Raw genomic sequence first — 24,075 nt, forward strand, 5'->3', positions numbered from 1 at the left:
TGGCTCGATTGGAGGTCTCAGAATGGCGGCGGGTCGGTCGCATCGTCTGGCCCCTCTCGGGTGCAGGGATCTGGTTGTGGTTGTTCCGCTCGGGGTGAATACCCTTGGCGTGCTTGGGCATTGTTGCCGCGTTCGGTTTTGAGGCGTTGGGTTTGGTCGGCTTTGCGGGTGCGTCGGCGTCGCGGCATTTGGAGGCCGCGGTCGGGGTTGGTGGTCTCGGTGGGTGGTGTTGGTGTTGGGAGGGTGGCGGTGGTGGTGTCCCAGTTCGGGAACGCGATCTTGCTGCCGGGGTGGGTGGTGTAGGTCTTGCCTGCCGGTGTGGTCCAGACGATGGTGCCGTCGGGGTGTTGGGTTTCAGACCATTCGGTCCAAAACGTCTTCAACAAGTGGTGTTTTCGACACAGGCAAGCCAGATTCGACGGGTGGGTCGGCCCGCCTTGACCATCAGGAATCGTATGGTCAAGATCGGCGCGTTCGGCGGGGGTGTGGCAGCCCGGGAAGCGACACGTCATGTCGCGGGCGCGGACCCAGGTGGCCAGCGCCGCGGAGGGGCGGTAGCGCGGTTCGGGGGCCTCGGCGGGGGTCCGCAGGGGTTTGACGGTGGCGCCGGTGTCGACCAGTTCGGCCAGCAGTGGTGCGGGGACGATGCCGCCGCCCTGCAGGACCGCGGTGCGGTTGCGGGAATTGGGTTGCGGGGTGGGGTCTTTGGGGGCTGCGGGCTCGACGGGATTGTTGTCGGGGGTGTCGTCGGGGGTGTCGTCGGCCTTGGCCTTGGGCTCCGCGCATTCGGACGGTGGGGCAGCGTGTCCGTCTTGCGGGATCTCGCGTGCAGTGTCGCCGGTGTCGGCCGCGGTCTCTGCGGACTCGACGCGCTCGTCAGCCCTAGCAGCACCCTCGACCGTCTTGGCGGTGCGCCGCGCTTGGGCTTCGGCTCTGGCCGCGGTGTTGGCGGCTTGGGCTTGCTGGACGGCGGCCTGGTCGGCGACGACGTGGACGACGATGTGTTCGGCGCGGGTGTCGGGGGCGGTGGTGGCCGGGCATTCGGTGTTGCCGCAGCGGCAGGGCAGTCGATCGGCGCCGGTGATCAGCAGCGCCACGGCATCGGAGCGGCGCTGGCCGGTGGTGCGGGGATCGTTAGCGCAGACGCTAGTGGCCATCGCGCGTAGCCGGCGGTCGAACAGGGCGGCGTCGACGTTGGTGAGGCTGCCGTACATCGAGGTGGTGCCGGTGGTGTCGTCGCGTTTGCCGAACTGCACATCGCGGTTGCGGTTGGCGTCGCGGTGCTCGATGACGGCGTCGGGGTCGTGTTCGGCGAGTACGGCGTCGATGGCGTTGTCCAGGGCCTTGTCCGACAGCGTCCCGAACCGGGTGGCTTTGGCGGCCAGTTCGGCGTCGATGGTGGCCAAGAGGGTGGGGTCTTCGACGAGTTTGGTGCGCCAGGCGATCGTGGTCGCAGTGCGCAGGCTCAGCTCACCGTTGGCCAGCTTGGTTGCGGTCTTCGTTATCCGGGTCCGCAACGCATGGGCCAGGTGCATCTGGGTGGAGGCCCGCCGGTGGGTCAGCCCGAGGGCGGCGGCGACTTCGGCCGCGACACTGTCCCAGCCGTCGCAGGCCCACAGTTCGCGTTCGTCGTCGATGTTGAAGAGGCGGCGGTCCATGAGTTCGGCGATCGCGGCCAGCCGGCTGGCGGCGGCGCTGTTCTCGGCGCGGGCGAACCCCGAGATGGCGTCCACAACCCTGGCATCGTCGGCCGAAGCCAACTCCTCAGGATCCGCCAGCAACTCGCACATACGTTCGACAGTAAGCCGACCTCAACCCCGGCGCACCACCGAAACCACCCACCTGTGGATCAAAACGACACTGTGGATAACCCACAGCGCGACACTGTGGATAACCCCCGGGTCACCCCGAAAGGTGATCGAGAACCGCGTGTGCCGCGGTGATCCGGGCCGAGTTCGGGAAGTTCTTATTCGCCAGCATCGCGATGCCGATCCGCTGCTCGGGGACGAAGACCACGTACGCCCCGAACCCGTCAGTGGATCCGGTCTTGTTGAACAGCGTCGCGGTGGACGACTGCCCCTCGGGCGCCGGGTTCACGGGCTGCGCCTCGAGGCTGACGGTGGTGGAGTTCCCGGCCAGCAGGTCATCCAGGCTGACCGGATAGCGGTACTGTTCCCAACCCAGCCCCTGCGTCATGGCGCCCAGTTCAAAATGGCCGTCGTGCGTCGCCTCCACGGCCCGGCGCAGTTCCGGGTCGAGACCGGTGGGGTCCATGTTGGCCTCGACGAACTCGATGAGGTCCGCGGCAGTGGTCTTCACGCCGTAGGCCTGCGCGTCGAACACGCCGGGGTTGACCCGGACCGGCTCGCCATCGCTGTTGTATCCCCAGGCGTAATGCCCGATTTCGGATTCGGGTACGTCAATGTAGCTGTGCCGCAATCCCAGTGCGGGAAACAGCTGCCCCTCGATCAACGCCGTGAAGTCCTCGTCCAGGGCCGCGGCCGTGGCGTGGCCCAGCAGGCCGATGCTCGGGTTGGAGTACTCGCGCAGCTGTCCCGGCGGTGCCGTCGGGCGCCACTGCTGGAAGTAGGAGATCATCTCGGCTTCGTCGGTGACCGTGTCCGGGAACTGCAACGGCAGGCCACCGGCGGTGTAGGTGGCCAGGTTCAGCAGTGTCGCGGCGTCGATGGGGTGTCCGCCCAACTCCGGCACGTAGCGGCCGGGGTGGTCGTCGAGCGACAACTGCCCGCGCTCCTGCGCCAGCGCGGCCAGCAAGGTCGTGAAAGTCTTGCTCACCGAGCCGATTTCGAACACGGTGTCCGCGGTGACCGCCTCACCGGTATCGGTGGAGGCCACGCCGTACTCGAAAAGATGCGATTGCCCGTCGACGCTGACCGCCACCGCCAGCCCCGGCACGTCGTACTCGTCGAGCAGTGGACCGTAGGCGGCATCCACCGCCGCCGCCAGCCCACCCACGGCAGGTTCGGTGGTTTCGGGATCGTCGCGGGACGCGGGCGTACACGCAACGGACAGGAGCAGCAGCGCGGCGGCCACCGCGGGCAATAAGCGTCGATCAAACACCAAGACACGGTACAACTTCCACTCGGCGCACCGCGGGCCCACCGGAGCTCAGATCACCCGGCCTGGAACTCGTTGAACGCCTCGATGAAATCGCTGGGGATACCCGCGGAGCCGCAGCGGTTCTGCAGATCCACCAGCGGGGCGGTGATGTTCTTCAGCTCCATGTACTCCCCCGGGTTGGCGGTGAAGTACGCCCGCACCGTCTCGCGGGCCTGCTCACGCGGTTGCGTACGGGCGGTGCTCAGCGCCTGATCGGCCCCGGGATGGCCGGCCAGGTACTGGCTGGCGGCCCCGGACACCGAACTGATGGTGCCGGCCGCCTCGCTCACCATGCACGGCGCCGCGTTGGCCACCGGCGTGGCGAAGCCGGCCAGCGCCAGGCCGGCAACGGCACAACCGGCGAAAGTGGTGCGTCTGAAAGTACTCGAGGTCATGTTGGATTCCTTCGGTCGCGGATGGGGATGTTCTTACCCCTGGCCGAAATCGGCGAAACACCACTCACTTGGGCAGACAGTCGGCGGTCGTGACGATGTCGGCGCCCATGTTGCGCTCCATCATCTTCAGCGCCGCCGCACCCAACTCCGCGTCGATGTGGGCCACACCGTCGCGCGGCACGATCACCTCGAAGTGGCGCACGTAGGCGTCGAGCGCGCTGTAGAGCACGCACTGCTCGGTGACCTGACCCACGAAGATCAGCCGTTTGGCCTCGAGCCGGGACAGCAGATACTCCAGCGCGGTGGCATAGAAGACGCTGTGCCGGACCTTGGTCAGGAAGCGGCAGTCCGGCCGCGGCACCACCGGTTCGACCAGGTCGGGCCGGGCGCCGTCGAGCGCGGCCCGGACGATGTCACTGGGCTGGGCGGTGAAGTCGCCGTAGTTGTCGTTGACGTAGATCAGGTCCACGTCGTCGCGCCCCAGCGCCGCGTCGATCAGGCCGGACACCGGTTCGACGATCTCTGCGACGTTCGGTATCAGCAGATCGGCATCGGGATGCCGGTAGGCGTTCATCATGTCGATCACCAGAACCGCGGTATCGGTCACTGGGTACCCTCCTTTCTCAGCGGCGGCGCGGCCATCGGTTACATACCCGCCCGCGGCGGGTAACCGGCGCTCGTGTCCGAGTATCCCGAGGTTGAACTCGTCGCGCCGACCGACATCGTCAAGGGCGACGTCATCGAGGATCCCGCACGTCGTCGCTGGTTGACCGTCCACGAAATCAAGATGCTCACCGACGCGGTTGACGGAGCCTATAGCTTCTATGGCAGTGGCCCGGACGACCGCGTCACCTATGAGGGCTCCGAACTGGTCAGACGACGACGATAGGCGATTCACCATCTCGAACCACGAACCCCCGGCGAGGTTGGCACCGCTGGGTCTCCCGCGCCGGGTCGGCGCCTGCCTGTTCGACCTCGACGGTGTCCTGACCGACACCGCCAGCGTGCACCGCAACGCCTGGAAAGCGATGTTCGACGCCTTCCTGGCCGAGTCGGACCCCGCGCAGCGGCCCTTCGACGACGACGACTACCGCGCCTACGTGGACGGCAAGACCCGGGACCTGGGCGTGCTCAGCTTCCTGACCAGTCGGGGCATCGAACTGCCCGAGGGCAGCGCCGAGGACGGTCCGGCGGCGGCGACCGTGCACGGTCTGGCGAACCGGAAGAACGCCGCCTTCCAGCAGCTGCTGCACACCGACGGGGTGACCGTCTTCGAGGGTTCGCGGCGCTACCTGCAGGTCGTGCGCGACGCCGGGGTGGCCATCGGGGTGGTGTCGTCGAGCGCCAACGCCGCCGACGTGCTCGAGCTGGCCGGGCTGACGCCGTTCGTCGACTGCCGGGTCGACGGCGTGACCATCCGCACCGAGGGCATGCCCGGCAAGCCGGCGCCCGATTCGTTCCTGCGCGCCGCCGAGTTGCTCGGGGTCACCGCCGCCGAGGCCGCGGTCTTCGAGGACGCCATCGCCGGTGTGCAGGCCGGCCGCGCGGGACAGTTCGCCGTGGTGGTGGGCGTGGACCGGGTGGGCGACCCGGATGCGCTGCTGGGGCACGGAGCCGACCTGGTGGTCGCCGACCTCGACGAATTGCTGGCTCCGTGCTGAGCGCCGACGACAGGTTCCCGGTCGAGCCGTGGCAGCTGCGCGAGACCAGCCTGGACCTCGACCTGCTCGCCCGCTCCGAGTCGCTGTTCGCATTGTCCAACGGGCACATCGGATTACGTGCCAACCTCGACGAGGGCGAACCGTACGCGCTGCCCGGCACCTATCTGAACTCGTTCGTGGAGGAACGGCCGCTGCCCTACGCCGAGGCCGGCTACGGCTATCCCGAGATCGGGCAGTCCATCATCGACGTCACCAACGGCAAGGTGATCCGCCTGCTGGTCGACGACGAACCGTTCGACCTCCGCTACGGCGAACTGCTCGAGCACGAGCGCACGCTCGACCTGCGCGCGGGCACGCTGACCCGGGTCGCGCGCTGGCGTTCGCCGGCCGAGAAGAAGATCGCCGTGCGCTCCACCCGGTTGGTGTCCCTGGTGCACCGCAGCGTCGCGGCCATCGAGTACATCGTCGAGGCGGTCGACGAATTCACCCTCGTCACAGTGCAATCGGAGCTGGTGGCCAACGAGGACCAGCCCGAACCGTCGGCGGATCCGCGGGTGGCGGCCGTGTTGCGGCATCCGCTGGAATCGATCGAGCACGAGGGCTCGGGTCAGGAGGCGGTGCTGGTGCACCGCACCCGGGCCAGCAACCTGACCATGGGCGCGGCCATGGACCACCTGATCGAGGTGCCCGGCCGGGTCGAGGTGTCTACCGAGACCAGCCCGGATCTGGCGCGCACCACCGTGATCTGCGGGCTGCGGCCCGGCCAGCAGCTGCGGATCGTGAAGTTCCTGGCCTACGGCTGGTCGAGCCTGCGCTCCCGGCCAGCCCTGCGCAGCCAGATCGCGGCGGCGATCTCCGCGGCCCGCTACACCGGCTGGGAGGGCCTGGTCAAGGAGCAGCGCGCCTACCTCGACGACTTCTGGGACAGCGCCGACGTCGAGGTGGAGGGCGATCCCGACCTGCAGCAGGCGGTGCGCTTCGGCCTGTTCCACGTGCTGCAGGCCAGTGCACGCGCCGAGCGGCGCGCCATCCCGGGCAAGGGGTTGACCGGCACCGGCTACGACGGGCATGCGTTCTGGGACAGCGAGGGTTTCGTGCTCCCGGTGCTGACCTACACCGCCCCCGACGCGGCCGCGGACGCGTTGCGCTGGCGGGCTTCGACGCTGGAGTTGGCCAAGGAACGCGCGGCCGAACTCGACCTCACCGGGGCGGCGTTCCCGTGGCGGACGATCCGCGGCGAGGAGTGCTCGGCGTACTGGCCGGCGGGCACAGCGGCCTGGCACATCAACGCCGCCGTAGCGATGGCGTTCGAGCGGTACCGGGTGGTCACCGGCGACGATTCGCTGGAGACCGAATGCGGGGTGGCGGTACTGGTCGAGACGGCACGGCTGTGGAATTCGCTGGGCCACCACGACCGGCACGGGGTGTGGCACCTCGACGGGGTCACCGGTCCCGACGAGTACACCGCGGTGGTCAACGACAACCTGTTCACCAATTTGATGGCGGCCCAGAATCTCGAGGCCGCGGCCGGCGCGTGCGAACGCCATCCGCAGACGGCCGCCGAGTTGGGCGTCACCGACGGGGAGATCGCCAGTTGGCGCGCCGCGGCCAAGGCCGTCCACATTCCCTACGACGACGAACTCGGGGTGCATGAGCAGCACGCGGGATTCACCCGGCTGCGCGAGTGGAACTTCAACGGCGGCAGCGACTATCCGCTGCTGCTGCATCAGCCCTATGTGCGGCTGTACCCGTCTCAGGTCATCAAGCAGGCGGACCTGGTCCTGGCGATGCATTGGCTGGGCCACCTGTTCACCGACGAGGAGAAGGCGCGCAACGTCGACTACTACGAGAAGCGCACCACCCGCGACTCGTCGCTGTCGGCGTGCACCCAGGCGGTGATGTGCGCCGAGGTGGGCCACCTGGAACTGGCTCACGCCTACGCCACCGAGGCGGCGCTGATCGACCTGCGAGATCTGCACCGCAACACCGGCGATGGTCTGCACATGGCCTCGCTGGCCGGCGCCTGGACCGCGCTGGTCGACGGGTTCGGCGGCCTGCGCGACGACGAGGGCATGGTGACGTTCAAACCCGCACTGCCGAAACGCATCTCGCGACTGGTGTTCCGCCTGCGTTGGCGAGGTTTCCGGTTGACCGTCGACATCGACCACGAGAACACCACCTACACGCTGCGGGACGGCCCCGACGGTCGGATGCGCATCCGGCACTGCGACCAGGAGCTGGAGCTGACCACCACCGCGCCCGTCACGGTGCCCGTGCAGCGGCGCGAACCGCTGCTGCCGCAGCCCACCCAGCCCCCCGGGTGCGCACCGATCTTCCTGCGCGACTGACAGCGGCGACTGACACCGGCGCCCGACACCGCCGACGTGGGCAGCGCCACACCGCCGGATTCCGGGCGGCTGGTTTGACCCGCGCCGTGGCCGGGAAATCCCCACCCCATCGGGGACCCTCCCCACACGCCCTCGGGCGTATGTGTCTACACCGAGAGGAAATCGGCATGGCTGACAGCAACAGCGGGCCCGCGGAAGGCGTCAAAGGCGTCGTCGAGGGCGTCAAGGGCAAGGCCAAGGAGGCCGTCGGCGCGATGACCGGCCGCGACGACCTCCAACGCGAGGGCAAGGCCCAGCAGGACAAGGCCGAGGCCCAGCGCGAGGCGGCGCAGAAGGAGGCCGAGGCCGAGAGCGCCCGGGCCGCCGCCAAGGCCAACGAGGCTCGCGAGAAGGCCGAGCAGGACTAGCCCCTACCGCCGGCTGTGACCGAGGGCCCGCTCCCACGTGGGGGCGGGCCCTCGGCGCGCCCGGGGTTTCCCGAACCCGCCGCGGGGGTAGCCGAGGGACCATGACCGACACTCTCAAGGCGCTGGCCCTGGTCTGCACGCTCAAGCCCAGCCCGGCGCCCTCGAGCAGCGTGTTGATCGCCGAGCACGTCTTCGAGCACCTGCGCCGACAGGACGTGGACTGCGACACCGTGCGTTGCGTCGACTTCGACATCGCCCCGGGCGTGGAACCCGACATGGGCGGCGGCGACCAGTGGCCGCAGATCCGGACCAAGGTGCTCGACGCGGACATCCTGCTGATCAGCACCCCGGTGTGGCTCGGGCATCCCTCGAGCATCACCCAGCGGGTCCTGGAACGCCTCGACGCCGAACTGTCCAACACCGACGACGCCGACCGGCCCGCGCTGGCGGGCAAGGTGGCCATCGTCAGCGTCGTGGGCAACGAGGACGGCGCGCACAAGGTGATCGCCGACGTGTTGCAGGGCCTCAACGACGTGGGCTACAGCGTCCCGGCGCAGGGCAGCACCTACTGGAACGGGCGGGCCATGGATTCGGTGGACTACAACGATCTCGACGAGGTGCCCGACCCGGTGGCCTCGGCGACCGCGGCCGCGGCCCGCAACGCCGCGCATCTGGCCCGACAACTCAAGGCCACCAAATACCCGGCCTACCAATGATCTTCGGTTTCGCAGAGAGGATGAACGATGGGTGACACCGCCAAGGACCCTGTTGACCACGCCCGCACCACGCGTCCCCGCGCCGGGGAGGCCATGAAGGACGGCACCAACCTGCCCGGCATGGTCGTGACCGCGCTCGGTGTGGTCGCGACGGTGGTCTGTCTGTTCCTGTTCGCCGCGGGGAATTCGACCGCCGGCGTCGTGGCCGCCGTCGCGGCGGTGGTCCTGCTCGCGGCCGGGCTGGGCTGGCTGTACCTGTCCAAGCGCCGGGTCCGCCAGTTGCACGACGAGTGGCGCGAGGACCACCCCGAAGCGGACACGCCACCGCTGACGAACTGAGTCGTCCCGAACTGCGTCAGTCCGGCGGTTCCTGCACCTGCCCGGAGGATTCCGGGTCGGGCAGGTCCTCGTCGGGTGTCTTGTCGGCCTGCTCGACGCGGCGCTGCTGCGCCTTGTCGTCGTCGCCCTCGTCGTCGTAAATTCCACGTCCGCGCGGCATCTCGTCCTCCTTCGTAGGGTCGCCCCCCGATATACCCGGTTTTGGCCGCCCGAACCCCGGGCACCCTGTGCGGAAGCAGCACCGCAACAGATCGGAGGGCAGTGACGATGCCGAATTCGTCGATCAAGAACGAAAAGATGTACGAGGACCTGCGCGAGGAGGGCAACTCCAAGGAGAAGGCCGCGCGCATCTCGAACGCGGCAGCAGCCCGCGGGAAGTCCGCCGTCGGCCGCAAGGGCGGCAAGTCCGGCTCCTACGACGACTGGACGGTGCCCGAACTCAAGAAGCGGGCCAAGGAACTGGGGATGTCGGGCTATTCGGATCTGACCAAGAACAAACTCGTCGCCAAGCTGCGCAACCACTGACCGCAGCGAAGCATCGAAGGAGGAGCGCCATGACCCCGGAGAACCGCGAGTCCGAGACCGATGTCGAGCCCGATCCCAAGGTGGCACGGTCGCGGGCCGGGAAGGACGAGGACGGCGCCTATGTCGGCCGGGCGTCCTCCGACGACGACTTCGACGCGGGCGAGACCGGCGCCGAGGCGCGCAGTCGCCGCGACTGAGCCCCGCGACTCACGCGATGTCGACCACCAACGGACGATGATCCGACAACGGCGCCGCCGGGGCGGCACAGCGCATGCTCCGCAGCCCGGCCGCGTCGGTGAGGATGTGATCCAACTGCCGGCGCGGGGCCTCGGCCGGGAACGTCTCCGCGCGGGCCAGGGGGCGCATGCCGGACCATCGCCGCGCCGTCGACGGCACCATGTTCAGATCGCCGGCGAGCAGGCGGGGGCCGGGCAGTTCGCGCATGGTCCGCACCAGTTTGCGCAGCTGCCAACGGTTGGCCCCGGGGATGAACGACAGGTGTGCGGTGGCCACCGACAGCGGCCCCAGCGGCGTGTCCAGCCGGGCGATCACCGCGGTGCGCGGTTCCTCCTCGACCAGCGCCACGCGGTTGGGCTGCCGCAGAAACATCGGGACCCGCACGGGCATTCGCGGCAGCCGCACCACCCGCCAATCGCTGACCGGGTACCGCGTGAGCAAGGCGATCCCGTACGCCGCGGTGCCCGGTTGTTCGGCGCCGGTGGCCGCCATCCAGGTGGCGCCCGGGGTCCCGGCGATGGCCGCGACGAACCGGTGCGCGACGGCCCCCATGGCCTCGGCGGCCACCGCGGTCAGGTCCGCCCGGTGCGAACGGTGCTGATGCAGATCGACCTCCTGCAACGCCAACACATCCGGGTCGAGTTGCTCGACGCAGGCGCGCAACCGGTCCGGGTGCACGCCGTCGCCGACCGTGCGGCCGTGCAGGATGTTGAACGTCGCGACTCTCATAGCCCCTCTCATTGCCCCCGACTACCCACTTCCCGGCGGAGCCGATCATGACCGACGCCGACAACCACGCGCTGCGCGAGGCCCTGCGCGGTGCGGCCTCGGCGCTCAAGGCGCATGGCCCGCCCTTCGCCCTGGCGGGCAGCTACGGGCTGTGGGCCTACGGCGCGCCCGAACCGGTGCACGACGTCGATTTCGTGGTGGCCGAGTCCGACACCGAGGCCGCCGCAAAGACCCTCGACGAGGCCGGCTTCGTCGTCGAGCGGCCACCGGAGGACTGGCTGTTCAAGGCGCACCCGCCGGAGGCCCCCGAGGTCACCGTCGACATCCTGCACCGGGTGAACGGCAGCCCGATCGGTCCCGCCGAACTCGCCGAGGCACAGCTTCGCGACGTGCTGGCCATCCGGATGCCGGTGCTGCCGCCCAGCGCCATCCTGGTGCAGAAACTGCGCGCGCTCGGCGAGCACGACTGCGACCTCGCCGCGCTGCTCCCGGCGACCCGCGCCATCCGCGAACACCTGGACTGGGAGCGCATCGAGACCGACACGGACGAAAATCCCTACGCCGCAGCCTTTCTACTACTCGCGCAGCGGCTCGGGCTGCGCGACAAGTCGTGAGGCGTCAGGACGTTCGGGCGTTCGGCGTTGGCCCGGCGGCCCCCACCGCGACGATCAGCTGCGCCACCGCGGCCACGACGAGCACCCACAGCGCGGGTGTCCATGACGAGGTCCATTCGTGCAGCAGACCCGCCGCGAACGGCCCCACCGCGGCCAGCAGATAGCCGCCGGCGTTGGCCATCGCCGAGAGCCCGGCCGCGGTGCGGGCATCCACCGCGTGGTGGGCCATCAACTGCAGCGCCACCGCCAGCGCCCCGGCACTGCCCGGCGCGGCCAGCAGCAGCCACAGCAATGCGCTGCCGTCGGTCAGCACCAACCCCAGCGCACCCACCAGCATCGGGATGCTGACGCCCAGGGTCACCATCAGGTAGCGGCCGGTGCGGTGCAGCAGCCAGCTCGCGATCAGCCCGAACGGCGCCCCCACCAACTGGTACAGCAGCAGGTGCAGCGCGGCGTCCTCGGTGGCCACGCCCCGGCTGATCTCGATGCTGGGCATCCAGTTCACCACCAGATAGAAGGTCAGCGACTGCAGCCCCATGAACCCGGTGACCGCCCACGCCACCGGCGAACGCAGTTGACTTGTCCGGCGCGGCTGCGGCCCCAGGAACGTCTCCCCCGGTTCCTCGCGGCGCAGGAACCACACGCCCGCGACCAACGCGGGCGGGACGGCCCACAGCAGCAGCGTGCGCCGCCAGTCCCCGGTGAGGTCGGTGAAGGCGATCGCCAGCCCGGAGCCCAACCCGGCAAAGGTGCTGATCACCAAGGCATTTGCGCCGGAGGCGAGCGCGGCGTGGCGGGCGTAGTCGCGCCGGACCAACACCGGGACCAGCACGTTGCCGATCGCGATGGCCCCGGCCAGCAGGACCGTGCCGACCCACAGTCCCGGGACGCCGGCCACCGAGCGCACCACGATGCCCACCACGAGGGTCAGCGCCATCCACCGCGCGACGGCGGCGGGTCCGCCGTAGCGCAGCGCGATCGCCGCGAACGGCGCCACCACGGCGAACAGCAACAGCGGCAGCGAGCCCAACAGACCCAGGCTGCCGTAGCTCAGCCCCGTCGTCGCGTTGATATCGGGCAGCAACGGGCCGATCGCGGTGATCGCCGGGCGCAGGCAGGAAGCCAGCCCGAAGATCGAGATGGCGACCAGCGCCGTCGTGCCGAAGGAGCGGGAGGCGGTGCTCACCGCGGGGCGCCGTGGCTAGCCGGAATTCCAGTGGCCACGGTGGACCACCTCGTCGAACGGTCGGCGGTCGGGCTTGCGGATCGGTGCCAGCGGCCGGTCCGCCGGGTGCCCGACGCCGAGCATGTACGCGACCACCCGGTCCTCCGGGATGCCCAGGATGGCCCGGGCCTTGTCCTGATCACCCACCGACGAATGTCCGGTCCCCACACCGAGGTCGGCGGCCGCGATGGCCATCGCCATCGCCGCCTGGCCCAGGTCGAACCGGTCGGTGACCTTGCGGCGCTCATCCGGCGGTACCGGGGTCACCAGGACGATGGCCGCGGGGGCGCCGGCGATGTGCTTGGCGCCCTGCCAGACCGTCGAGAGTTCCTGCAGTTTGGCCGGATCGGTGACGATCACGAAATCCCACGGCTGCCGGTTCTGCGCCGACGGCGCGCGCCAGCCGGCCTCGGCGATCCGCAGCAGATCGTCGTCGGCGACCGGATCCGGCCGGTAGGTCCGCACGTTCCGGCGGGCTCGCAGCGCATCCCAGGTTTCCATGACTACCGAACTCTCCGTTCCTCAGTGCCGGTCCCGACCCTCACAGGTCCAGGACCAGACGCGGCGTGCGTGCTCGTGACACACAGATCATCATGCAGTCATTGGCGCTTCTTTGCTCCGCGGTCAGTACCGAGTCGCGGTGATCGGGTTCGCCGTCGAGCACCGCGGTCTCGCAGCTTCCGCACGTGCCCTCCGCGCAGGAGTACAGCGGGTCGACGCCGGCCTCCTCGACCACCTCGAGGATCGAGCGGCCCGGCGGCACGGTCAAAGTCAGTCCGCTGCCGACCAGTTCGATCTCGAAGGCCTCGGCGCGCACCGGTTCGGTCAGCGGCTTGGCGACGAACCGCTCGACGTGCAGCGAGCCGAGCGGCCAGGCCGCGCAGCGTTGTTCGACGGCGGCCAGTAGCGCCTCGGGGCCGCAGCAGTACACCAGCGTGTCCGGGCGCGGCCGGCCCAGCAGCGCCTCGAGATCCAGCAGCCCGGTCTCGTCGCTCGGGTTCACCGAGACCCGCTCGCCGTGTGACTCGAGTTCGTCCAGGAACGCCATGGTCGCGCGGGAGCGGCCGCCGTAGGCCAGCTGCCAGTCCGCACCGGCGCTGCCCGCCGCGGCGATCATCGGCAGGATCGGCGTGATACCGATGCCGCCGGCGATGAACAGATAGCGCGGCGACGCGATCAGCGGGAAGTTGTTGCGCGGACCACGGATTCGCACCGTGTCCCCGACCTGCAGGACCTCGTGCACCCGCTGGGATCCACCGCGGCTGCACGGTTCGCGCAGCACCCCCAGGCGCCACCGCCGGGTGTCGGCGGGGGCCCCGCACAGCGAGTACTGGCGGACGGTGTCGTCGTCGAGGATCAGGTCGACGTGCGCCCCGGGGGTCCACTCGGGAAACGGGGTGCCGTCGGGCCGAGTCAGCGTCAGCGCCGCCACGCCGAGGGCCGGCGCGGTCTTGGCCGCCACCCGGGCGTCGAACTCGGGTTCCTGCTGCGTCATCTCGGGTTACGGGACGAGCAGCAATTTGCCGACGGTGGACCGGGATTCGAGGGCGTCCCAGGCCTCGGCCACCTCGGCCAGCGGAAACTCGCCGCCGATCACCGGCTTGACCAAGCTCCAGGTCGCCATATCCAGCAGCTGCGCGGCACGACGGGCCACGTCCTGCTCGTCCCCGGAGTAGTCCCGGCCGGCGGTGCGGGTGAGGAAGAACGAGCCGCCGCCGAGATCCTTGGCGCCGATATCCGCCTCCTGGCCGGACGCGGCACCGTAGAGGACCATGGCCCCGCGGGCCCGTAGCGTGCCCATCAGCGGTTCTGCCACACCGGATCCGACGGCGTCGTAGACCGCTGCGACACCGTCGGGGGCGTTCGCCCGGATCTCCGCGACCATGCTGTCGCCATAGGTCACCATGTGGGCGGCACCTGCACGCACACCGACTTCGACCTTCTCGGGCGTCGACACCACTCCGATGACCCGCGCACCGCGGGCGACCAGGAGTTGGGTGAGCAGCACACCGACCCCACCGGCGGCCGCGGTCACCACCGCGGTATCGCCGGCGTACAGCGGCCACGCGTCGTGGCTGAGGTAGTGCGCAGTGGCACCCTGGAACAACAGCGCGGCAGCCGTCTGGTCTGACACCGCGTCCGGGACGAGCACGAGGGCCGACGCCGGCGCGACAACGACTTCGGCATAGCTGCCCGGCACTTTGGACCAGGCCACCCGCTGCCCCGGGGCGAGCCCCTCCACGCCAGCGCCGAGCGCTTCGACCACACCGACGCCTTCGGATCCTGGCACGCGATGATCGGCGAGCGGCACCCGTCCTCGCCGCTGCATGATCTCCCAAAAATTGACGCCGGCGCGGGCCACCCGGACCCGCACCTGCCCGGCCGCCGGTGCCGCGACGTCAACCTCGCGCAGTTGGGGGGTGAACGTCTCGTCCAGGACTACCTGTCGCGCCATGGTCAACCTCGGTTCATTCGGGCACGCCGGTGTCGAACACGGACATCAGTTGCGCCAGTGTTCGGTAATAGCCGACGAGCGTGGTCAGTTCGATGATCGCCTCGGTGCCGAGGACTTCCGCGTAGCGCGCGTAGTCCTCGTCGGACACCGCGCCTGCGGTCAACAGGATGCCGCACAGATCGGCGGCCGCCTGTTCGGCCGCGTCGGCGGAGGTGAAGGTGCCTTGCGAGAGTTGTTCGAGTTCGGCGTCGCTGAAGCCGACGGCGCGGGCGACGCGCTCGTGGGCCCACCACTCGAACTCCGAGTCCAGGGCCGCGGCCACCAGCAGGATCCCGATCTCTCGGATCCGCGCCGTCAGGCCGGTGCGGTAGCGGATCGCCGCACCCAGTTGCTGCAGCAGGTCACCGATTCCCGGTGCGTGCAACATGATTCCGAACGGCCCGTTCAGCGAGCCGTCGTCGGCCACCACGGGAAAGTGCTGCGTGCCCTTGAGTCGATCACCGCCGGTGATGCCGTCGTAGACGACCCGCTGCGCCTCGGTGAGCTCCGCCGGGGTCAGCGAGCTCAGCCGCCGGCTCACGGATGGGCCTGCGGGAAGGGGAACGGGTAGGCGGGCGGAGCGTAGCTCGGTTGTCGTTTACCGACGCGACGGCCGAAAACCAGCCAGCTCAGCACGAATCCGAGCAGCCCGCCCAGCAGCGCCTGCCCGTAGCGCTCCTTGATCATCGGCACCACGAACGACATCACGTCCATGCTGGCCTCACCGGACGCCGGGGCGGCCGCCGGCGCGAAGGCCGCCGCCGGGCCCGCCGATGCCGAGGCGGGCGCGGCCCCGTTGGTGGCGGCGGCCGGCTGGGTCAGCAGCTGGGAGATGTTGGTGACGAACTGACCGATGAGCCGGTTGCTCACATCGGCGATCGCCCCGCGGCCGAACTGCGCCATCCGGCCACTGATGTCCAGATCGGTGTCGATCAGCACCCGGGTGCGGGTGTCGGTGACGGGCTCGAGCCAAGCGTGCAGCTTCGCGTTGGCCGCGGCCTGCCCCTTGGGGTCCTTCCCGGAGGCCAGGATCACCGCGCTGTGGGTGGCGTCGTCTTTCTCGGCGAACCGCGCGGTCCCGCGGAAGTGGGCCCCGATGGGGCCCACCTTGATCTTGACGTTGCCGAGGAAGTTCTCGCCCTCGATCCCGTCCAGCGCAGCCCCCGGCATGCACGGCATGATCCGTTCGAGGTCGGTCAACAGATTCCAGGTCTGTTCCAGATCAGCGTCGATCTCGAACTGGTTCTTGAGCTGCATCGCCATGCCGGGGCCTCCGTCTTCCTGGTCGCGGTCAGCCCGCGAGTCCCTCGATCACCTCGTCGGCGCCGCAGTCGAAGAACGCCATGATCCGGCAAGGGCAGGCCTCGCCGCCCTCGATCTTCCACGGGAACGCGCCGATGATGGCGCGCTGGTTCAGCACGCTCTTCAGGTCGCCGCCGACATTTTCAGCGTGGATGCAACCGTCCTGGAACGCCAGGTGGTGCATGGGGAAGATGTCGGAGGTGATCTCGCGGCCCGACATGTGGTGGGTGTAGGTGTACTCGCCGAGGAATTCCTTGTAGGACATCCCGACGTGCTCCTCGAACTTGGCCAGCAGGTCCGGGCGCATGTTGCGGATCGTGGTGTTCATCGGGTGGTCGCCGGAGCCGGCATCGATTCCCCACCAAGCGATTTCCATCTCGGCCATCCAGCGGGCCAGCCGCACGCTGCCGCCCGGGTGCATGGTGAAGTACCGGACCAGGTCCTGCTTGGGCATGCCCTGGTAGTAGTCGATGAAGCCGGTGTGGATGATCAGGATGTCACCCTTGCGCACCTCCACCTTCGAGGTGATGTGCTCGGGTTCGATGAGTTCCCAGTCCTTTACCTCGTCGGACACGTCGACGATGGCGCCGGGGTGGATCAGCTTGGTCAGCGGCAGCGACGCCATGTCCAGCCCGCCGTCGGTGCCGTGCATGGGGCCGTCGAGGTGGGTGCCGGAATGCAGCGAGCTCTCGATGCGCTGGGAGACAATCTGATTCGTCTGCAGGTTCTGGGTGTAGTACATCTTGCCGCCCGGGTACCCGACCCAGCCCGGAGTGTGGATGCCCCATGGATGGGTCAGATCGACTACGCGCATGTGATTTCTCCGCTTCCGACGAAACTCAACTGTATTGAATCTGATTCTATGTCACTGAAATTGATTTGACCAGACTGCGCAGCAGATCGGGCCGGATCGGCACCGAGACAATCGCATCCGGAATCCGCAGCGCATCGTCGACGGCCGAGGCGATCGCCGCGGCGACCGCGGTGGTCCCGCCCTCGCCCGCACCCTTGACACCCAGCGGGTTGATCGGACTCGGGGCGTCCTCGGTGACCAGCGTTTCCACGTCGGGCACCTCGAGCACGGTCGGGACCAGGTAGTCCATGAACGTGGTGCACTGCGGGGTGCCGTCCTCGCCGTAGAGGAACTCCTCGTAGACCGCGCCGCCGATGCCCTGGGCCACACCGCCGGCGATCTGCCCCTCGACCAGGGTCGGGTTCAGCGACCGCCCCACGTCGTAGCCGACGATGAACCGCTCGATCGCCAGATTCCCGGTGCCCCGGTCGATCGCCACCACCGCGGCGTGCAGGCCGTAGGGGTAGGTCATGTGATCGGAGCGGAACCAGCCGTCCGCGCTCAGGCCCGGGTCCTCCTTCATCTCCCCGGCCCCGACGGGTTCGAGCAGCGCGGCGATCTCCCCCAACGTCAGGGTGCGCGACGGGTCCTCGATGACGGCCACGGCCCCGTTGTCGATCTCGACCTCGGCCGGGCTGACCTTGAAGTGGTGCGCGGCCACGCGAATGGCCTTGTCCGCCAGCGCATCGGTGGCGTTGGCGGCCGCCGAGCCGGCCATCACCGCCAGCCGGGTGGCGAACGCGCCGCGGCCGAACTCGAACTGATCGGTGCGTCCGCGCACCACCCGGATCGTGTCGTGCGGGATCTGCAGCCGGTCGGCGACCACCTGGGCCAGCACGGTGTCCACGCCCTGGCCCACCGAGGACGCGCCGCAGGTGATCGTGACCTTGCCGGTGATGTCCACCGACACCCGGGCACCCTCGAACGGTCCGATGCCGCTCTTCTCGACGAAGTAGCCGAACCCGAATCCGACGAGTTCGCCTGCGGCGCGGCGCCGTTCGACCTCGGCGCGAATGGCGGCGAAATCGAACCGGGCCGAGACCTTGTCGAGCAGCAGCGGGTAGTCGCCGGAGTCGTGCACCAGGTGGGTGCCCATCGCCTTGATCGGCCGCTCGTAGGGCATCTGGTCGGCGGGGATGAAGTTCGTGCGCCGCAACTCGGCGGGATCCATGTGCAACTCCCGGGCGATCTTGTCGACCAGCCGCTCGCGGGCGAAGGTGCCCTCGTAGCGGCCGGGCGACCGGTAGGTCCCCGCCGGGGTCTTGTGGGTGAGCCGCACGTGCGCGGTGGCGCGGAAGTTCGGGATGACATACGGGCCCGGCAGCATCGAGGCCGTCAGCGAGGCCACCGTCGCACCGTGGGTCCGCACGTAGGCGCCCTGGTCGAGGATGAAATCGGCGTCGAGCGCCTCGATCCAGCCGTCGGCCACCCGGACCAGCGCCCGCAGCCGATGATGCTGTCCCCGTGAGTGATTCGTGGCCACCAGGTGCTCCTGGCGGTCCTCGATCCACTTGATCGGCCGGCGCAGCCGCATCGCGGCCAGCGTCACCAGCACGTCCTCGGGGTAGAGCTCGCCGCGCGGGCCGAAGCCGCCACCCACGTGGGTCTCCCGCATCACCACCTGATGCGGCGGGAGTCCCGCCATGGCCGCCACGGCGTCGCGGTTCCAGAACGGCACCTTGGCCGCGCCGTCGATCACCAGGAGTTCCTCGGCCGCGTCGTAGCGGGCCACCAGGCCGCGGCATTCCATCGGCACCCCGGTGTGGCGGCCGATCCGGGCGTCCATCTCGAAGATCCGGTGGGTCCCGGCGGCCACCAAGTCGTCGGCGTCGGCGAACGCCGCGTCGACGTCGCCGTACTCCTCGACGAAACTCGTCGCCTCCGAATCCTGTTCCGGCAGTTCCTCGCCGGTGCCGGCGGCCCAGGTGGCCTGCTCGGCGTCGACCCAAACGACCGGGTCCAGGTCGGCGTCGACGCGCGCCTCGAGGGACTCGATGTCCATCTCGACGAGCTCGGCGGCGTCCTCGGCGACGTAGGCGGAGGTGGCGAACACCACCGCGACCGGCTCGCCGACGTAACGCACGAACCGCCGCGCCAGCACCGGCTGCCGGTAGGGCAACAGCTCGGGCCGCGGCGTCAGCCGAAAACCGATGGCCGGCAACGCCTCGATGTCGGCGTGCGTCCAGGCCGCCACCACCCCGTCGACCAACAGGGCCGCCGACACGTCGACGGATACCAGGCGACCGTGGGCGATCGGCGAGCGCACCACCCGCATGTGCAACTCACCCGCGTTCGCCGTGTCGGCGGCGAAGCGGCCCGCCCCGCGGAGCAGGACCGGGTCCTCCAGACGCCGGGCGCGCGCGCCGATCATGCCAAGGTCTCGGGGACCGCGTCGTCGCCGCGCATCACCCGCTGCGCGCACAGCGTCGACTTGAGGATGTTCTGATACCCGGTGCAGCGGCACAGGTTCGACGACAGCACCTCGCGCAGTTCGTCCTCCTCGGCGTCCGGGTGCTCCTCGAGGTAGCCGGCGATCAGCGTCAGGAATCCCGGCGTACAGAAGCCGCACTGCAGACCGTGGTTGTCCCAGAACGCCTGCTGCACGGGGTGCAGGACCGTGTCGTCGGGTGCCAGCCCCTCCACCGTCCGGATCGAGGCGCCCTGCGCCTGGACCGCGAACATCAGGCAGGCGCGGATGGGCTGACCGTCGAGCAACACCGTGCACGCGCCGCACACGCCGTGCTCGCAACCCAGATGCGTGCCGGTCAGCCCGCAGTCCTCGCGCAGCGCATCGGCCAGGGTGCGGCGCGGTTCGACGTCGATGTCGTAGCGATCACCGTTGACGTAGAGGCGTAGTGAACTCATCGTGTGCTCTCCTGCGGTTCGAGTACCGATCCGGTGGACGGGCCGTCGGAGTCGACGGGGTGGCGGGCCGCGCCGATGTCGGTGCCCGCGCGGATCGCCGCGCGGACCCGGTGCGGGGTGGCGGGCAGGTGGAAGACCCCCACGCCGAGGGGACGCAGCGCGTCGCTGATGGCGTTCGCGATGGCCGCGGGCGCACCGATGGTCCCGCCCTCGCCCACCCCCTTGGCGCCGGTCAACGTCGCGGGTGACAGCGTGGCGATGTGGGCGATCTCGATGTCGGGGACCTCGGCCACCGTGGGCGGCAGGAAGTCCATCAGCGAGGTCGTCACCAGCACACCGCTGTCGTCGTAGATCAGTTCCTCGTACAGCGCGTTGGCGATGCCCTGCACCACGCCGCCATGGATCTGACCGTCGACGACGGCCGGGTTGATCAGCCGGCCGGCGTCCTCGGCCACCAGGAAGCGGGTGATCTCGACCTGCCCGGTGAGCGGGTCGACCTCCACCTCGGCGACGTGGCAGGCGTTGGCGAAGGTGCCCGACGGGTCGTAGGTCGCGACGGCCTCCAACGCGGGTTCGCCCTTGTCGGGGATCAGGTGGCTGGAATGGTAAGTGTCCCTGGCCAGCACGGCCAGATCAACGGAGCCCGATCCGCCGCGTAGGCGGGCCGCGCCGTTCTCCAGCACCACGTCGTCGGCCAGGCCGCCCAGCCGGTCGGCCGCCAGCCCGCGCAGCCGTTCGGCGAGGTCCTTCGCGGCCATCACCGACGCACCACCGGCGATCACCATCGACCGGCTCGCGTAGCTGCCCCAGCCGTACGGCGTGGCGTCGGTATCGCTGGCGATCACCCGGACCTGGTCGGGGCGCATCCCGAGCTCATCGCAGACCACCTGGGCCAGCGTGGTTTTCAGCCCCTGCCCGTGCGGTGCGGCGCCGATGCGCAGCGTCAGCCCGCCGGAGGGATCCATGGTCAGGATGACCCGTTCGAAGCCTGGGGTGATGACCGGCGCCGCCTGGGTGGGGTGCAACTCGAAGGGCTGGGAGCGGGCCGCGAACGCGGGCGTGCCGTAGCCGGTGCGCTCGGCGAAGCAGGAGAAGCCGATGCCCAGGTAGCGGCCCTCGGCCAGGGCGGCGGCCTGCCGCCGCGCGAAGTCGTCGAGGTCGGCCAATCGTGCCGCGACCGCCAGGGTTTCGCGGTGCGAGGCCACGTCCAGCACCAGGCCGGTGGGCGCGCGGTGCGGGAACTCCGCGATGAGGTTGACGTCGCGGATCGCGACCTTGTCGATGCCGAGTTCGGCTGCGGCGCAGTCCATCAGCCGCTCCATGGCGAGCACCTGCATGGGCCGCGACACCCCGCGGTACGGCGCTATGGGGCACTTGTTGGTGGCCACCGCGCGCGAGCGGACGTCGTACTCGGCAACCTTGTAGGGCCCGGGCAACTCGGCCAGGGCCATCAGCGGTTCGACCGCCCAGGTCACCGGGTAGCACGAATAGGCACCCACGTCGCAGATCAGATCGCCCCGCAGCGCCAGCAACTCGCCCTCGGCGTTGAACGCGCCGGCGATGTCGTACACCTGTTCGCGGCTGTGCCAGGCCGCCAGGAAGTTCTCCTCGCGGGTCTCGATCCAGGCCAGGTCGCGGCGCAGTCGTCGCGAGGCCCACACCAGCGCGACGTCCTCGCGGGCCAGCGTCATCTTCGCGCCGAACCCGCCGCCGACATCCGGGGACACCACGCGCAGGTCGTCCTCGGCGATGCCGAGGCAGTCGGCGATGCCGGTGCGGGTGACGTGCGGCATCTGCAGCGTGGCGTGCAGCGTGCTGCGCCCGCTGTTGCGGTCGTAACCGGCATGGGCGGCACGGGCTTCCAGCGGCATCGCGCTCTGGCGTCCGGAACTCACCCGGATCGACACCACGGCGTGCGCCCCGGCGAACGCCGCCTCGGCCCCCGGCGTGCTGACCCGCCCGTCGACCATGGTGTTGGGAGCGTTCTGATGGTCGGCCGGGACCGAGTCGTGGATCAGCGGGGCGCCCTCGGCCAGCGCGTCGATCGCCGACAGGACCGCCGGCAGCGGTTCGATGTCGACCTCGACGAGTTCGGCGGCGTCCTCGGCGGCGGCCTCGGTCTCGGCGACCACGAACGCGATCGGTTCGCCGACGAAGCGGACCACGTCGGTGGCCAGGATGGGCGTGCCGACCGTCACGAAGTCGGTCCGGTGCAGCGCGGCCCGGATCGGTTGCACGCCCGCCAGATCGGCGGCGCTGAACATGGTGACACCGGGGGGCGCGCTGACCGAGACGATGCGGCCCGAGGCCACCGTGCTGCGGATGAAGCGGACGTGCGCGCAGGCGGTGTTGCGGGACGCGATGTCGGCGACGTAGTTACCCCAGCCCCGCACGATGGCGGGGTCCTCGAGCCGCGGCAGGGCGCGCCCGGTCCAGGTGGTCGGTTCGGTGGGGGCGCCGGCCATCATGCGCCGACCGTCGTCCCCAGTGCGCGGGGCAGCAGGGCGCGCACCAGGTCGCGCCGGTACGCCGCGTCGCCGTGGGTGTCGCTGGGCGGGTCCACCTCGTCGGCCGCGGCCTCGGCGGCCGCCACCAGCGCCGCGTCGGTCAGGGCCTGGCCCACCAGCGCCTGTTCGGCGGCCGCGCTGCGGAACGGCACCTCGCTGACCCCGCCGATGCTCACCCGCGCCTCGCGGACCACATCGTCGACCACACGGACCGCGGCGGTCGTCGTGACGATGCCGAAATCACCGGCGCGCCGGGCAAATTCGGCGATACCGGTGCGCCAGGTGTCGTCGAGGGCCGGCAGCGACACGCTCAGCAGCAGCTCGTCGGGCTCGAGCGCGGTGGTGAAGATGGATTGGAAGAAGTCCGCGGCGGCGATCGTGCGTTCGCCGCGCGCCTTGCTCACCGCGGTCATCTCGGCGTCGAGCAGCGAGGCCACCAGGCACCATTCGGAGGCCGAGTCGCAGTGCGCGATCGATCCGCCGAACGTGCCGCGGGTCCGGATGGGCAGGTGGCCGACGTGGGCCGCGGCGTGGCGCAGCAGCGAACCGAGCGGGCCCGGCACGGAGTTGTTCTGCACCTGCAGGTGCCGGGTCCGAGTCGCGATGACGACGCGATCGTCGACCGTGCGGATTCCGCTCAGGCCGGGGATCTGGTTGATGTCGACGAGCGTGCCGGGGCTGGCCAGCCGGAAGTTCATCATCGGCACCAGGCTCTGACCGCCGGCGAGCACCTTGCTGTCGTCGGGATCCTCGGCGAGGATCGCCAGCGCCTCCGCCAGGCTGGTGGGCGCGCGGTACTCGAAGGAGCGAGGCTTCACCAGGCATCCCCTCCGTAGGTCAGGGCGTACACGTCGGTACGCCGGTCTTCGCGGGGGCGGATGCGCTCGCCGCGGATTCGTGCGGCCCGGACCGCGTCCAGATCGATGTCGACGAGCGCCGAATCGGCCGCGGTCCGCGACAGCGGCCCGGCGAGCACCTCGCCGTAGGCGTCGCAGGCCACCGAACCGCCCAGCGTGGCCGGACCGCCGCGGGCGGCACCGGCCACCTGCGACACGGCCACCACCGCGACCTGATCCAGATTCGCCTGTGCCAGAACGGAATCCACGTGTCGGGTGCCGCCCGTGACAGGCACCGTCCGGTCGAATCCGCCGACCCACGCCGCGGGTGCGAGCACCACCTCGGCACCCCGCAGCGACATCGCCCGCAGCACCTCGACGAAGCGCAGGTCGTAGCAGATGCAGACGCCGATCCGGCCGAAGGCCGTGTCGGCCACCGGCAGTCCGAGGTCCCCGGGGGCATACGCGGCCTGCTCCTGGTCGAACAGGTGCAGCTTGCGGTAGTGCAGGACCGGCCCGTCACCGTCGACGACTACAACCGTGTTGAACACCTCGCCGTCGGCGAGTTCGGCGAAGCCGTACGCCGCCAGGCCGCCGAACTCCCGCGCCTGCGCGCTGAACGCGGCCGCGGTGGGCCCGTCCAGGGGTTCGGCCACCTGCCGCGCGAACTCGGGGTCCACCACGTAACCGCTGATCGCGAGTTCGGGCAGCACCACCAGGTTGGCGCCGGCACCGAACGCCGCACGCGTTCTGGTCAGGGCGGTTTCCCGGTTGGCATCGACCGCGCCGACGGCGACGTCGATCTGCTCGAGGGCGACTCTCACAACCGCCATAGGTGCGCTTACGTCCGTCACACGCCGAGCGTAACATTCAATCCAGTCGAAGTCATTAAGTCAGATTGA

At 69.9% G+C, this 24,075-nt stretch carries 27 protein-coding genes; 9 read left to right on the forward strand and 18 right to left on the reverse strand.

What is annotated here, in order from left to right; all coding sequences use genetic code 11:
• Nucleotides 1–17: 17 nt before the first annotated feature.
• The 4 genes from EL338_RS22925 to EL338_RS22940 form a co-directional block, all read right to left on the reverse strand.
• Nucleotides 18–1,790: an HNH endonuclease signature motif containing protein gene (locus EL338_RS22925; RefSeq protein ID WP_126335836.1), complete on the reverse strand. Its 1,773-nt coding sequence runs from the start codon at nucleotides 1,788–1,790 to the stop codon at nucleotides 18–20.
• Between the two features lie 112 nt (nucleotides 1,791–1,902).
• Nucleotides 1,903–3,081: a class C beta-lactamase gene (ampC, locus tag EL338_RS22930; RefSeq protein ID WP_353961617.1), complete on the reverse strand. Its 1,179-nt coding sequence runs from the start codon at nucleotides 3,079–3,081 to the stop codon at nucleotides 1,903–1,905.
• A gap of 53 nt (nucleotides 3,082–3,134) precedes the next feature.
• Nucleotides 3,135–3,515 carry a heme-binding protein gene (locus EL338_RS22935; RefSeq protein WP_126335837.1) on the reverse strand — a complete coding sequence of 127 codons (381 nt, stop codon included), beginning with the start codon at nucleotides 3,513–3,515 and terminating at the stop codon, nucleotides 3,135–3,137.
• Nucleotides 3,516–3,579: 64 nt separating this feature from the next.
• The gene (locus tag EL338_RS22940) at nucleotides 3,580–4,122 is read right to left on the reverse strand and encodes a cysteine hydrolase family protein (RefSeq protein ID WP_126335838.1); all 543 of its coding nucleotides are present in this window, start codon (nucleotides 4,120–4,122) and stop codon (nucleotides 3,580–3,582) included.
• A 72-nt stretch (nucleotides 4,123–4,194) separates the two neighbouring features.
• On the opposite strand from EL338_RS22940, the gene EL338_RS22945 reads away from it, so the two are divergent.
• From EL338_RS22945 to usfY, 6 genes are all read left to right on the forward strand, one after another.
• Entirely contained in the window at nucleotides 4,195–4,404 is a 210-nt protein-coding gene (locus tag EL338_RS22945) for a hypothetical protein (RefSeq protein WP_126335839.1), read from the forward strand.
• 37 nt (nucleotides 4,405–4,441) lie between these two features.
• A complete protein-coding gene (locus EL338_RS22950; RefSeq protein ID WP_235666261.1) occupies nucleotides 4,442–5,176 on the forward strand; it encodes a beta-phosphoglucomutase family hydrolase in 735 nt (244 codons plus the stop codon).
• Nucleotides 5,173–7,524 (forward strand): glycoside hydrolase family 65 protein, encoded by a 2,352-nt coding sequence (locus EL338_RS22955; protein ID WP_126337057.1) that lies wholly within the window; start codon nucleotides 5,173–5,175, stop codon nucleotides 7,522–7,524. The genes EL338_RS22950 and EL338_RS22955 overlap by 4 nt, the downstream gene beginning before the upstream one ends.
• 167 nt (nucleotides 7,525–7,691) lie before the next feature.
• Nucleotides 7,692–7,931 carry a microaggregate-binding protein 1 gene (gene mbp1, locus EL338_RS22960; protein WP_126335841.1) on the forward strand — a complete coding sequence of 80 codons (240 nt, stop codon included), beginning with the start codon at nucleotides 7,692–7,694 and terminating at the stop codon, nucleotides 7,929–7,931.
• Nucleotides 7,932–8,032: 101 nt separating this feature from the next.
• Nucleotides 8,033–8,647, forward strand: coding sequence for a flavodoxin family protein (locus tag EL338_RS22965; RefSeq protein ID WP_126335842.1), 615 nt, complete (start codon nucleotides 8,033–8,035; stop codon nucleotides 8,645–8,647).
• Nucleotides 8,648–8,674: 27 nt separating this feature from the next.
• Nucleotides 8,675–8,986: a protein UsfY gene (gene usfY / locus EL338_RS22970; protein WP_126335843.1), complete on the forward strand. Its 312-nt coding sequence runs from the start codon at nucleotides 8,675–8,677 to the stop codon at nucleotides 8,984–8,986.
• A 16-nt stretch (nucleotides 8,987–9,002) separates the two neighbouring features.
• On the opposite strand, the gene EL338_RS26230 is transcribed toward usfY, so the two are convergent.
• Nucleotides 9,003–9,146 carry a hypothetical protein gene (locus EL338_RS26230; RefSeq protein ID WP_163791895.1) on the reverse strand — a complete coding sequence of 48 codons (144 nt, stop codon included), beginning with the start codon at nucleotides 9,144–9,146 and terminating at the stop codon, nucleotides 9,003–9,005.
• A 107-nt stretch (nucleotides 9,147–9,253) separates the two neighbouring features.
• Between EL338_RS26230 and EL338_RS22975 the strand changes: the two genes are divergently transcribed.
• The gene (locus EL338_RS22975; RefSeq protein WP_126335844.1) at nucleotides 9,254–9,511 is read left to right on the forward strand and encodes a DUF7218 family protein; all 258 of its coding nucleotides are present in this window, start codon (nucleotides 9,254–9,256) and stop codon (nucleotides 9,509–9,511) included.
• 29 nt (nucleotides 9,512–9,540) lie between these two features.
• Nucleotides 9,541–9,708, forward strand: a complete 168-nt coding sequence (locus EL338_RS26235; protein WP_170217482.1) for a hypothetical protein — start codon at nucleotides 9,541–9,543, stop codon at nucleotides 9,706–9,708.
• A 10-nt stretch (nucleotides 9,709–9,718) separates the two neighbouring features.
• Here the strand turns inward: EL338_RS26235 and EL338_RS22980 are convergent, their stop codons facing one another.
• The gene (locus tag EL338_RS22980; protein ID WP_126335845.1) at nucleotides 9,719–10,477 is read right to left on the reverse strand and encodes an endonuclease/exonuclease/phosphatase family protein; all 759 of its coding nucleotides are present in this window, start codon (nucleotides 10,475–10,477) and stop codon (nucleotides 9,719–9,721) included.
• A 47-nt stretch (nucleotides 10,478–10,524) separates the two neighbouring features.
• Here EL338_RS22980 and EL338_RS22985 point away from each other — a divergent pair, with 47 nt between their 5' ends.
• A complete protein-coding gene (locus tag EL338_RS22985; protein ID WP_126335846.1) occupies nucleotides 10,525–11,091 on the forward strand; it encodes a hypothetical protein in 567 nt (188 codons plus the stop codon).
• Between the two features lie 4 nt (nucleotides 11,092–11,095).
• Here the strand turns inward: EL338_RS22985 and EL338_RS22990 are convergent, their stop codons facing one another.
• Genes EL338_RS22990 through EL338_RS23045 form a run of 12 tightly spaced genes read right to left on the reverse strand, consistent with a single transcriptional unit; the run spans nucleotide 11,096 to nucleotide 24,006 of the window.
• On the reverse strand, nucleotides 11,096–12,277 hold the full coding sequence (locus EL338_RS22990) for an MFS transporter (protein WP_126335847.1): 1,182 nt from the start codon (nucleotides 12,275–12,277) through the stop codon (nucleotides 11,096–11,098).
• A gap of 15 nt (nucleotides 12,278–12,292) precedes the next feature.
• Nucleotides 12,293–12,817, reverse strand: coding sequence for a nitroreductase family protein (locus EL338_RS22995; protein ID WP_126335848.1), 525 nt, complete (start codon nucleotides 12,815–12,817; stop codon nucleotides 12,293–12,295).
• A gap of 40 nt (nucleotides 12,818–12,857) precedes the next feature.
• Complete coding sequence (locus EL338_RS23000; protein ID WP_126335849.1) at nucleotides 12,858–13,811, reverse strand: PDR/VanB family oxidoreductase; 954 nt, start codon at nucleotides 13,809–13,811, stop codon at nucleotides 12,858–12,860.
• 6 nt (nucleotides 13,812–13,817) lie between these two features.
• Entirely contained in the window at nucleotides 13,818–14,771 is a 954-nt protein-coding gene (locus EL338_RS23005) for a zinc-binding dehydrogenase (protein WP_126335850.1), read from the reverse strand.
• A gap of 13 nt (nucleotides 14,772–14,784) precedes the next feature.
• The gene (locus EL338_RS23010; RefSeq protein WP_126335851.1) at nucleotides 14,785–15,351 is read right to left on the reverse strand and encodes a carboxymuconolactone decarboxylase family protein; all 567 of its coding nucleotides are present in this window, start codon (nucleotides 15,349–15,351) and stop codon (nucleotides 14,785–14,787) included.
• Nucleotides 15,348–16,073 (reverse strand): SRPBCC family protein, encoded by a 726-nt coding sequence (locus EL338_RS23015; RefSeq protein WP_126335852.1) that lies wholly within the window; start codon nucleotides 16,071–16,073, stop codon nucleotides 15,348–15,350. Before EL338_RS23015 ends, EL338_RS23010 begins: the two co-directional genes overlap by 4 nt.
• 28 nt (nucleotides 16,074–16,101) lie before the next feature.
• Nucleotides 16,102–16,926 carry a cyclase family protein gene (locus EL338_RS23020; RefSeq protein WP_126335853.1) on the reverse strand — a complete coding sequence of 275 codons (825 nt, stop codon included), beginning with the start codon at nucleotides 16,924–16,926 and terminating at the stop codon, nucleotides 16,102–16,104.
• A 46-nt stretch (nucleotides 16,927–16,972) separates the two neighbouring features.
• Complete coding sequence (locus tag EL338_RS23025) at nucleotides 16,973–19,336, reverse strand: xanthine dehydrogenase family protein molybdopterin-binding subunit (protein ID WP_126335854.1); 2,364 nt, start codon at nucleotides 19,334–19,336, stop codon at nucleotides 16,973–16,975.
• On the reverse strand, nucleotides 19,333–19,830 hold the full coding sequence (locus EL338_RS23030) for a (2Fe-2S)-binding protein (protein ID WP_126335855.1): 498 nt from the start codon (nucleotides 19,828–19,830) through the stop codon (nucleotides 19,333–19,335). The genes EL338_RS23025 and EL338_RS23030 overlap by 4 nt, the downstream gene beginning before the upstream one ends.
• Nucleotides 19,827–22,298, reverse strand: a complete 2,472-nt coding sequence (locus tag EL338_RS23035) for a xanthine dehydrogenase family protein molybdopterin-binding subunit (protein ID WP_126335856.1) — start codon at nucleotides 22,296–22,298, stop codon at nucleotides 19,827–19,829. Before EL338_RS23035 ends, EL338_RS23030 begins: the two co-directional genes overlap by 4 nt.
• Nucleotides 22,295–23,155, reverse strand: coding sequence for an FAD binding domain-containing protein (locus EL338_RS23040; protein WP_163791897.1), 861 nt, complete (start codon nucleotides 23,153–23,155; stop codon nucleotides 22,295–22,297). Before EL338_RS23040 ends, EL338_RS23035 begins: the two co-directional genes overlap by 4 nt.
• On the reverse strand, nucleotides 23,152–24,006 hold the full coding sequence (locus tag EL338_RS23045) for a nitrilase-related carbon-nitrogen hydrolase (RefSeq protein ID WP_126335858.1): 855 nt from the start codon (nucleotides 24,004–24,006) through the stop codon (nucleotides 23,152–23,154). The genes EL338_RS23040 and EL338_RS23045 overlap by 4 nt, the downstream gene beginning before the upstream one ends.
• Nucleotides 24,007–24,075 lie beyond the last annotated feature (69 nt).

Source organism: Mycolicibacterium chitae, assembly GCF_900637205.1.
GTDB lineage: Bacteria > Actinomycetota > Actinomycetes > Mycobacteriales > Mycobacteriaceae > Mycobacterium > Mycobacterium chitae.

Coding starts and splice junctions, on each gene's coding strand:
- EL338_RS22925 (WP_126335836.1), bottom strand. CDS start 1,790: ATGTGCGAGTTGCTGGCGGATCCTGAGGAGTTGGCTTCGGCCGACGAT.
- EL338_RS22935 (WP_126335837.1), bottom strand. CDS start 3,515: ATGACCTCGAGTACTTTCAGACGCACCACTTTCGCCGGTTGTGCCGTT.
- mbp1 (WP_126335841.1), top strand. CDS start 7,692: ATGGCTGACAGCAACAGCGGGCCCGCGGAAGGCGTCAAAGGCGTCGTC.
- EL338_RS22965 (WP_126335842.1), top strand. CDS start 8,033: ATGACCGACACTCTCAAGGCGCTGGCCCTGGTCTGCACGCTCAAGCCC.
- usfY (WP_126335843.1), top strand. CDS start 8,675: ATGGGTGACACCGCCAAGGACCCTGTTGACCACGCCCGCACCACGCGT.
- EL338_RS26230 (WP_163791895.1), bottom strand. CDS start 9,146: ATGCCGCGCGGACGTGGAATTTACGACGACGAGGGCGACGACGACAAG.
- EL338_RS22975 (WP_126335844.1), top strand. CDS start 9,254: ATGCCGAATTCGTCGATCAAGAACGAAAAGATGTACGAGGACCTGCGC.
- EL338_RS26235 (WP_170217482.1), top strand. CDS start 9,541: ATGACCCCGGAGAACCGCGAGTCCGAGACCGATGTCGAGCCCGATCCC.
- EL338_RS22980 (WP_126335845.1), bottom strand. CDS start 10,477: ATGAGAGTCGCGACGTTCAACATCCTGCACGGCCGCACGGTCGGCGAC.
- EL338_RS22985 (WP_126335846.1), top strand. CDS start 10,525: ATGACCGACGCCGACAACCACGCGCTGCGCGAGGCCCTGCGCGGTGCG.
- EL338_RS22995 (WP_126335848.1), bottom strand. CDS start 12,817: ATGGAAACCTGGGATGCGCTGCGAGCCCGCCGGAACGTGCGGACCTAC.
- EL338_RS23000 (WP_126335849.1), bottom strand. CDS start 13,811: ATGACGCAGCAGGAACCCGAGTTCGACGCCCGGGTGGCGGCCAAGACC.
- EL338_RS23005 (WP_126335850.1), bottom strand. CDS start 14,771: ATGGCGCGACAGGTAGTCCTGGACGAGACGTTCACCCCCCAACTGCGC.
- EL338_RS23015 (WP_126335852.1), bottom strand. CDS start 16,073: ATGGCGATGCAGCTCAAGAACCAGTTCGAGATCGACGCTGATCTGGAA.
- EL338_RS23020 (WP_126335853.1), bottom strand. CDS start 16,926: ATGCGCGTAGTCGATCTGACCCATCCATGGGGCATCCACACTCCGGGC.
- EL338_RS23025 (WP_126335854.1), bottom strand. CDS start 19,336: ATGATCGGCGCGCGCGCCCGGCGTCTGGAGGACCCGGTCCTGCTCCGC.
- EL338_RS23030 (WP_126335855.1), bottom strand. CDS start 19,830: ATGAGTTCACTACGCCTCTACGTCAACGGTGATCGCTACGACATCGAC.
- EL338_RS23035 (WP_126335856.1), bottom strand. CDS start 22,298: ATGATGGCCGGCGCCCCCACCGAACCGACCACCTGGACCGGGCGCGCC.
- EL338_RS23045 (WP_126335858.1), bottom strand. CDS start 24,006: ATGGCGGTTGTGAGAGTCGCCCTCGAGCAGATCGACGTCGCCGTCGGC.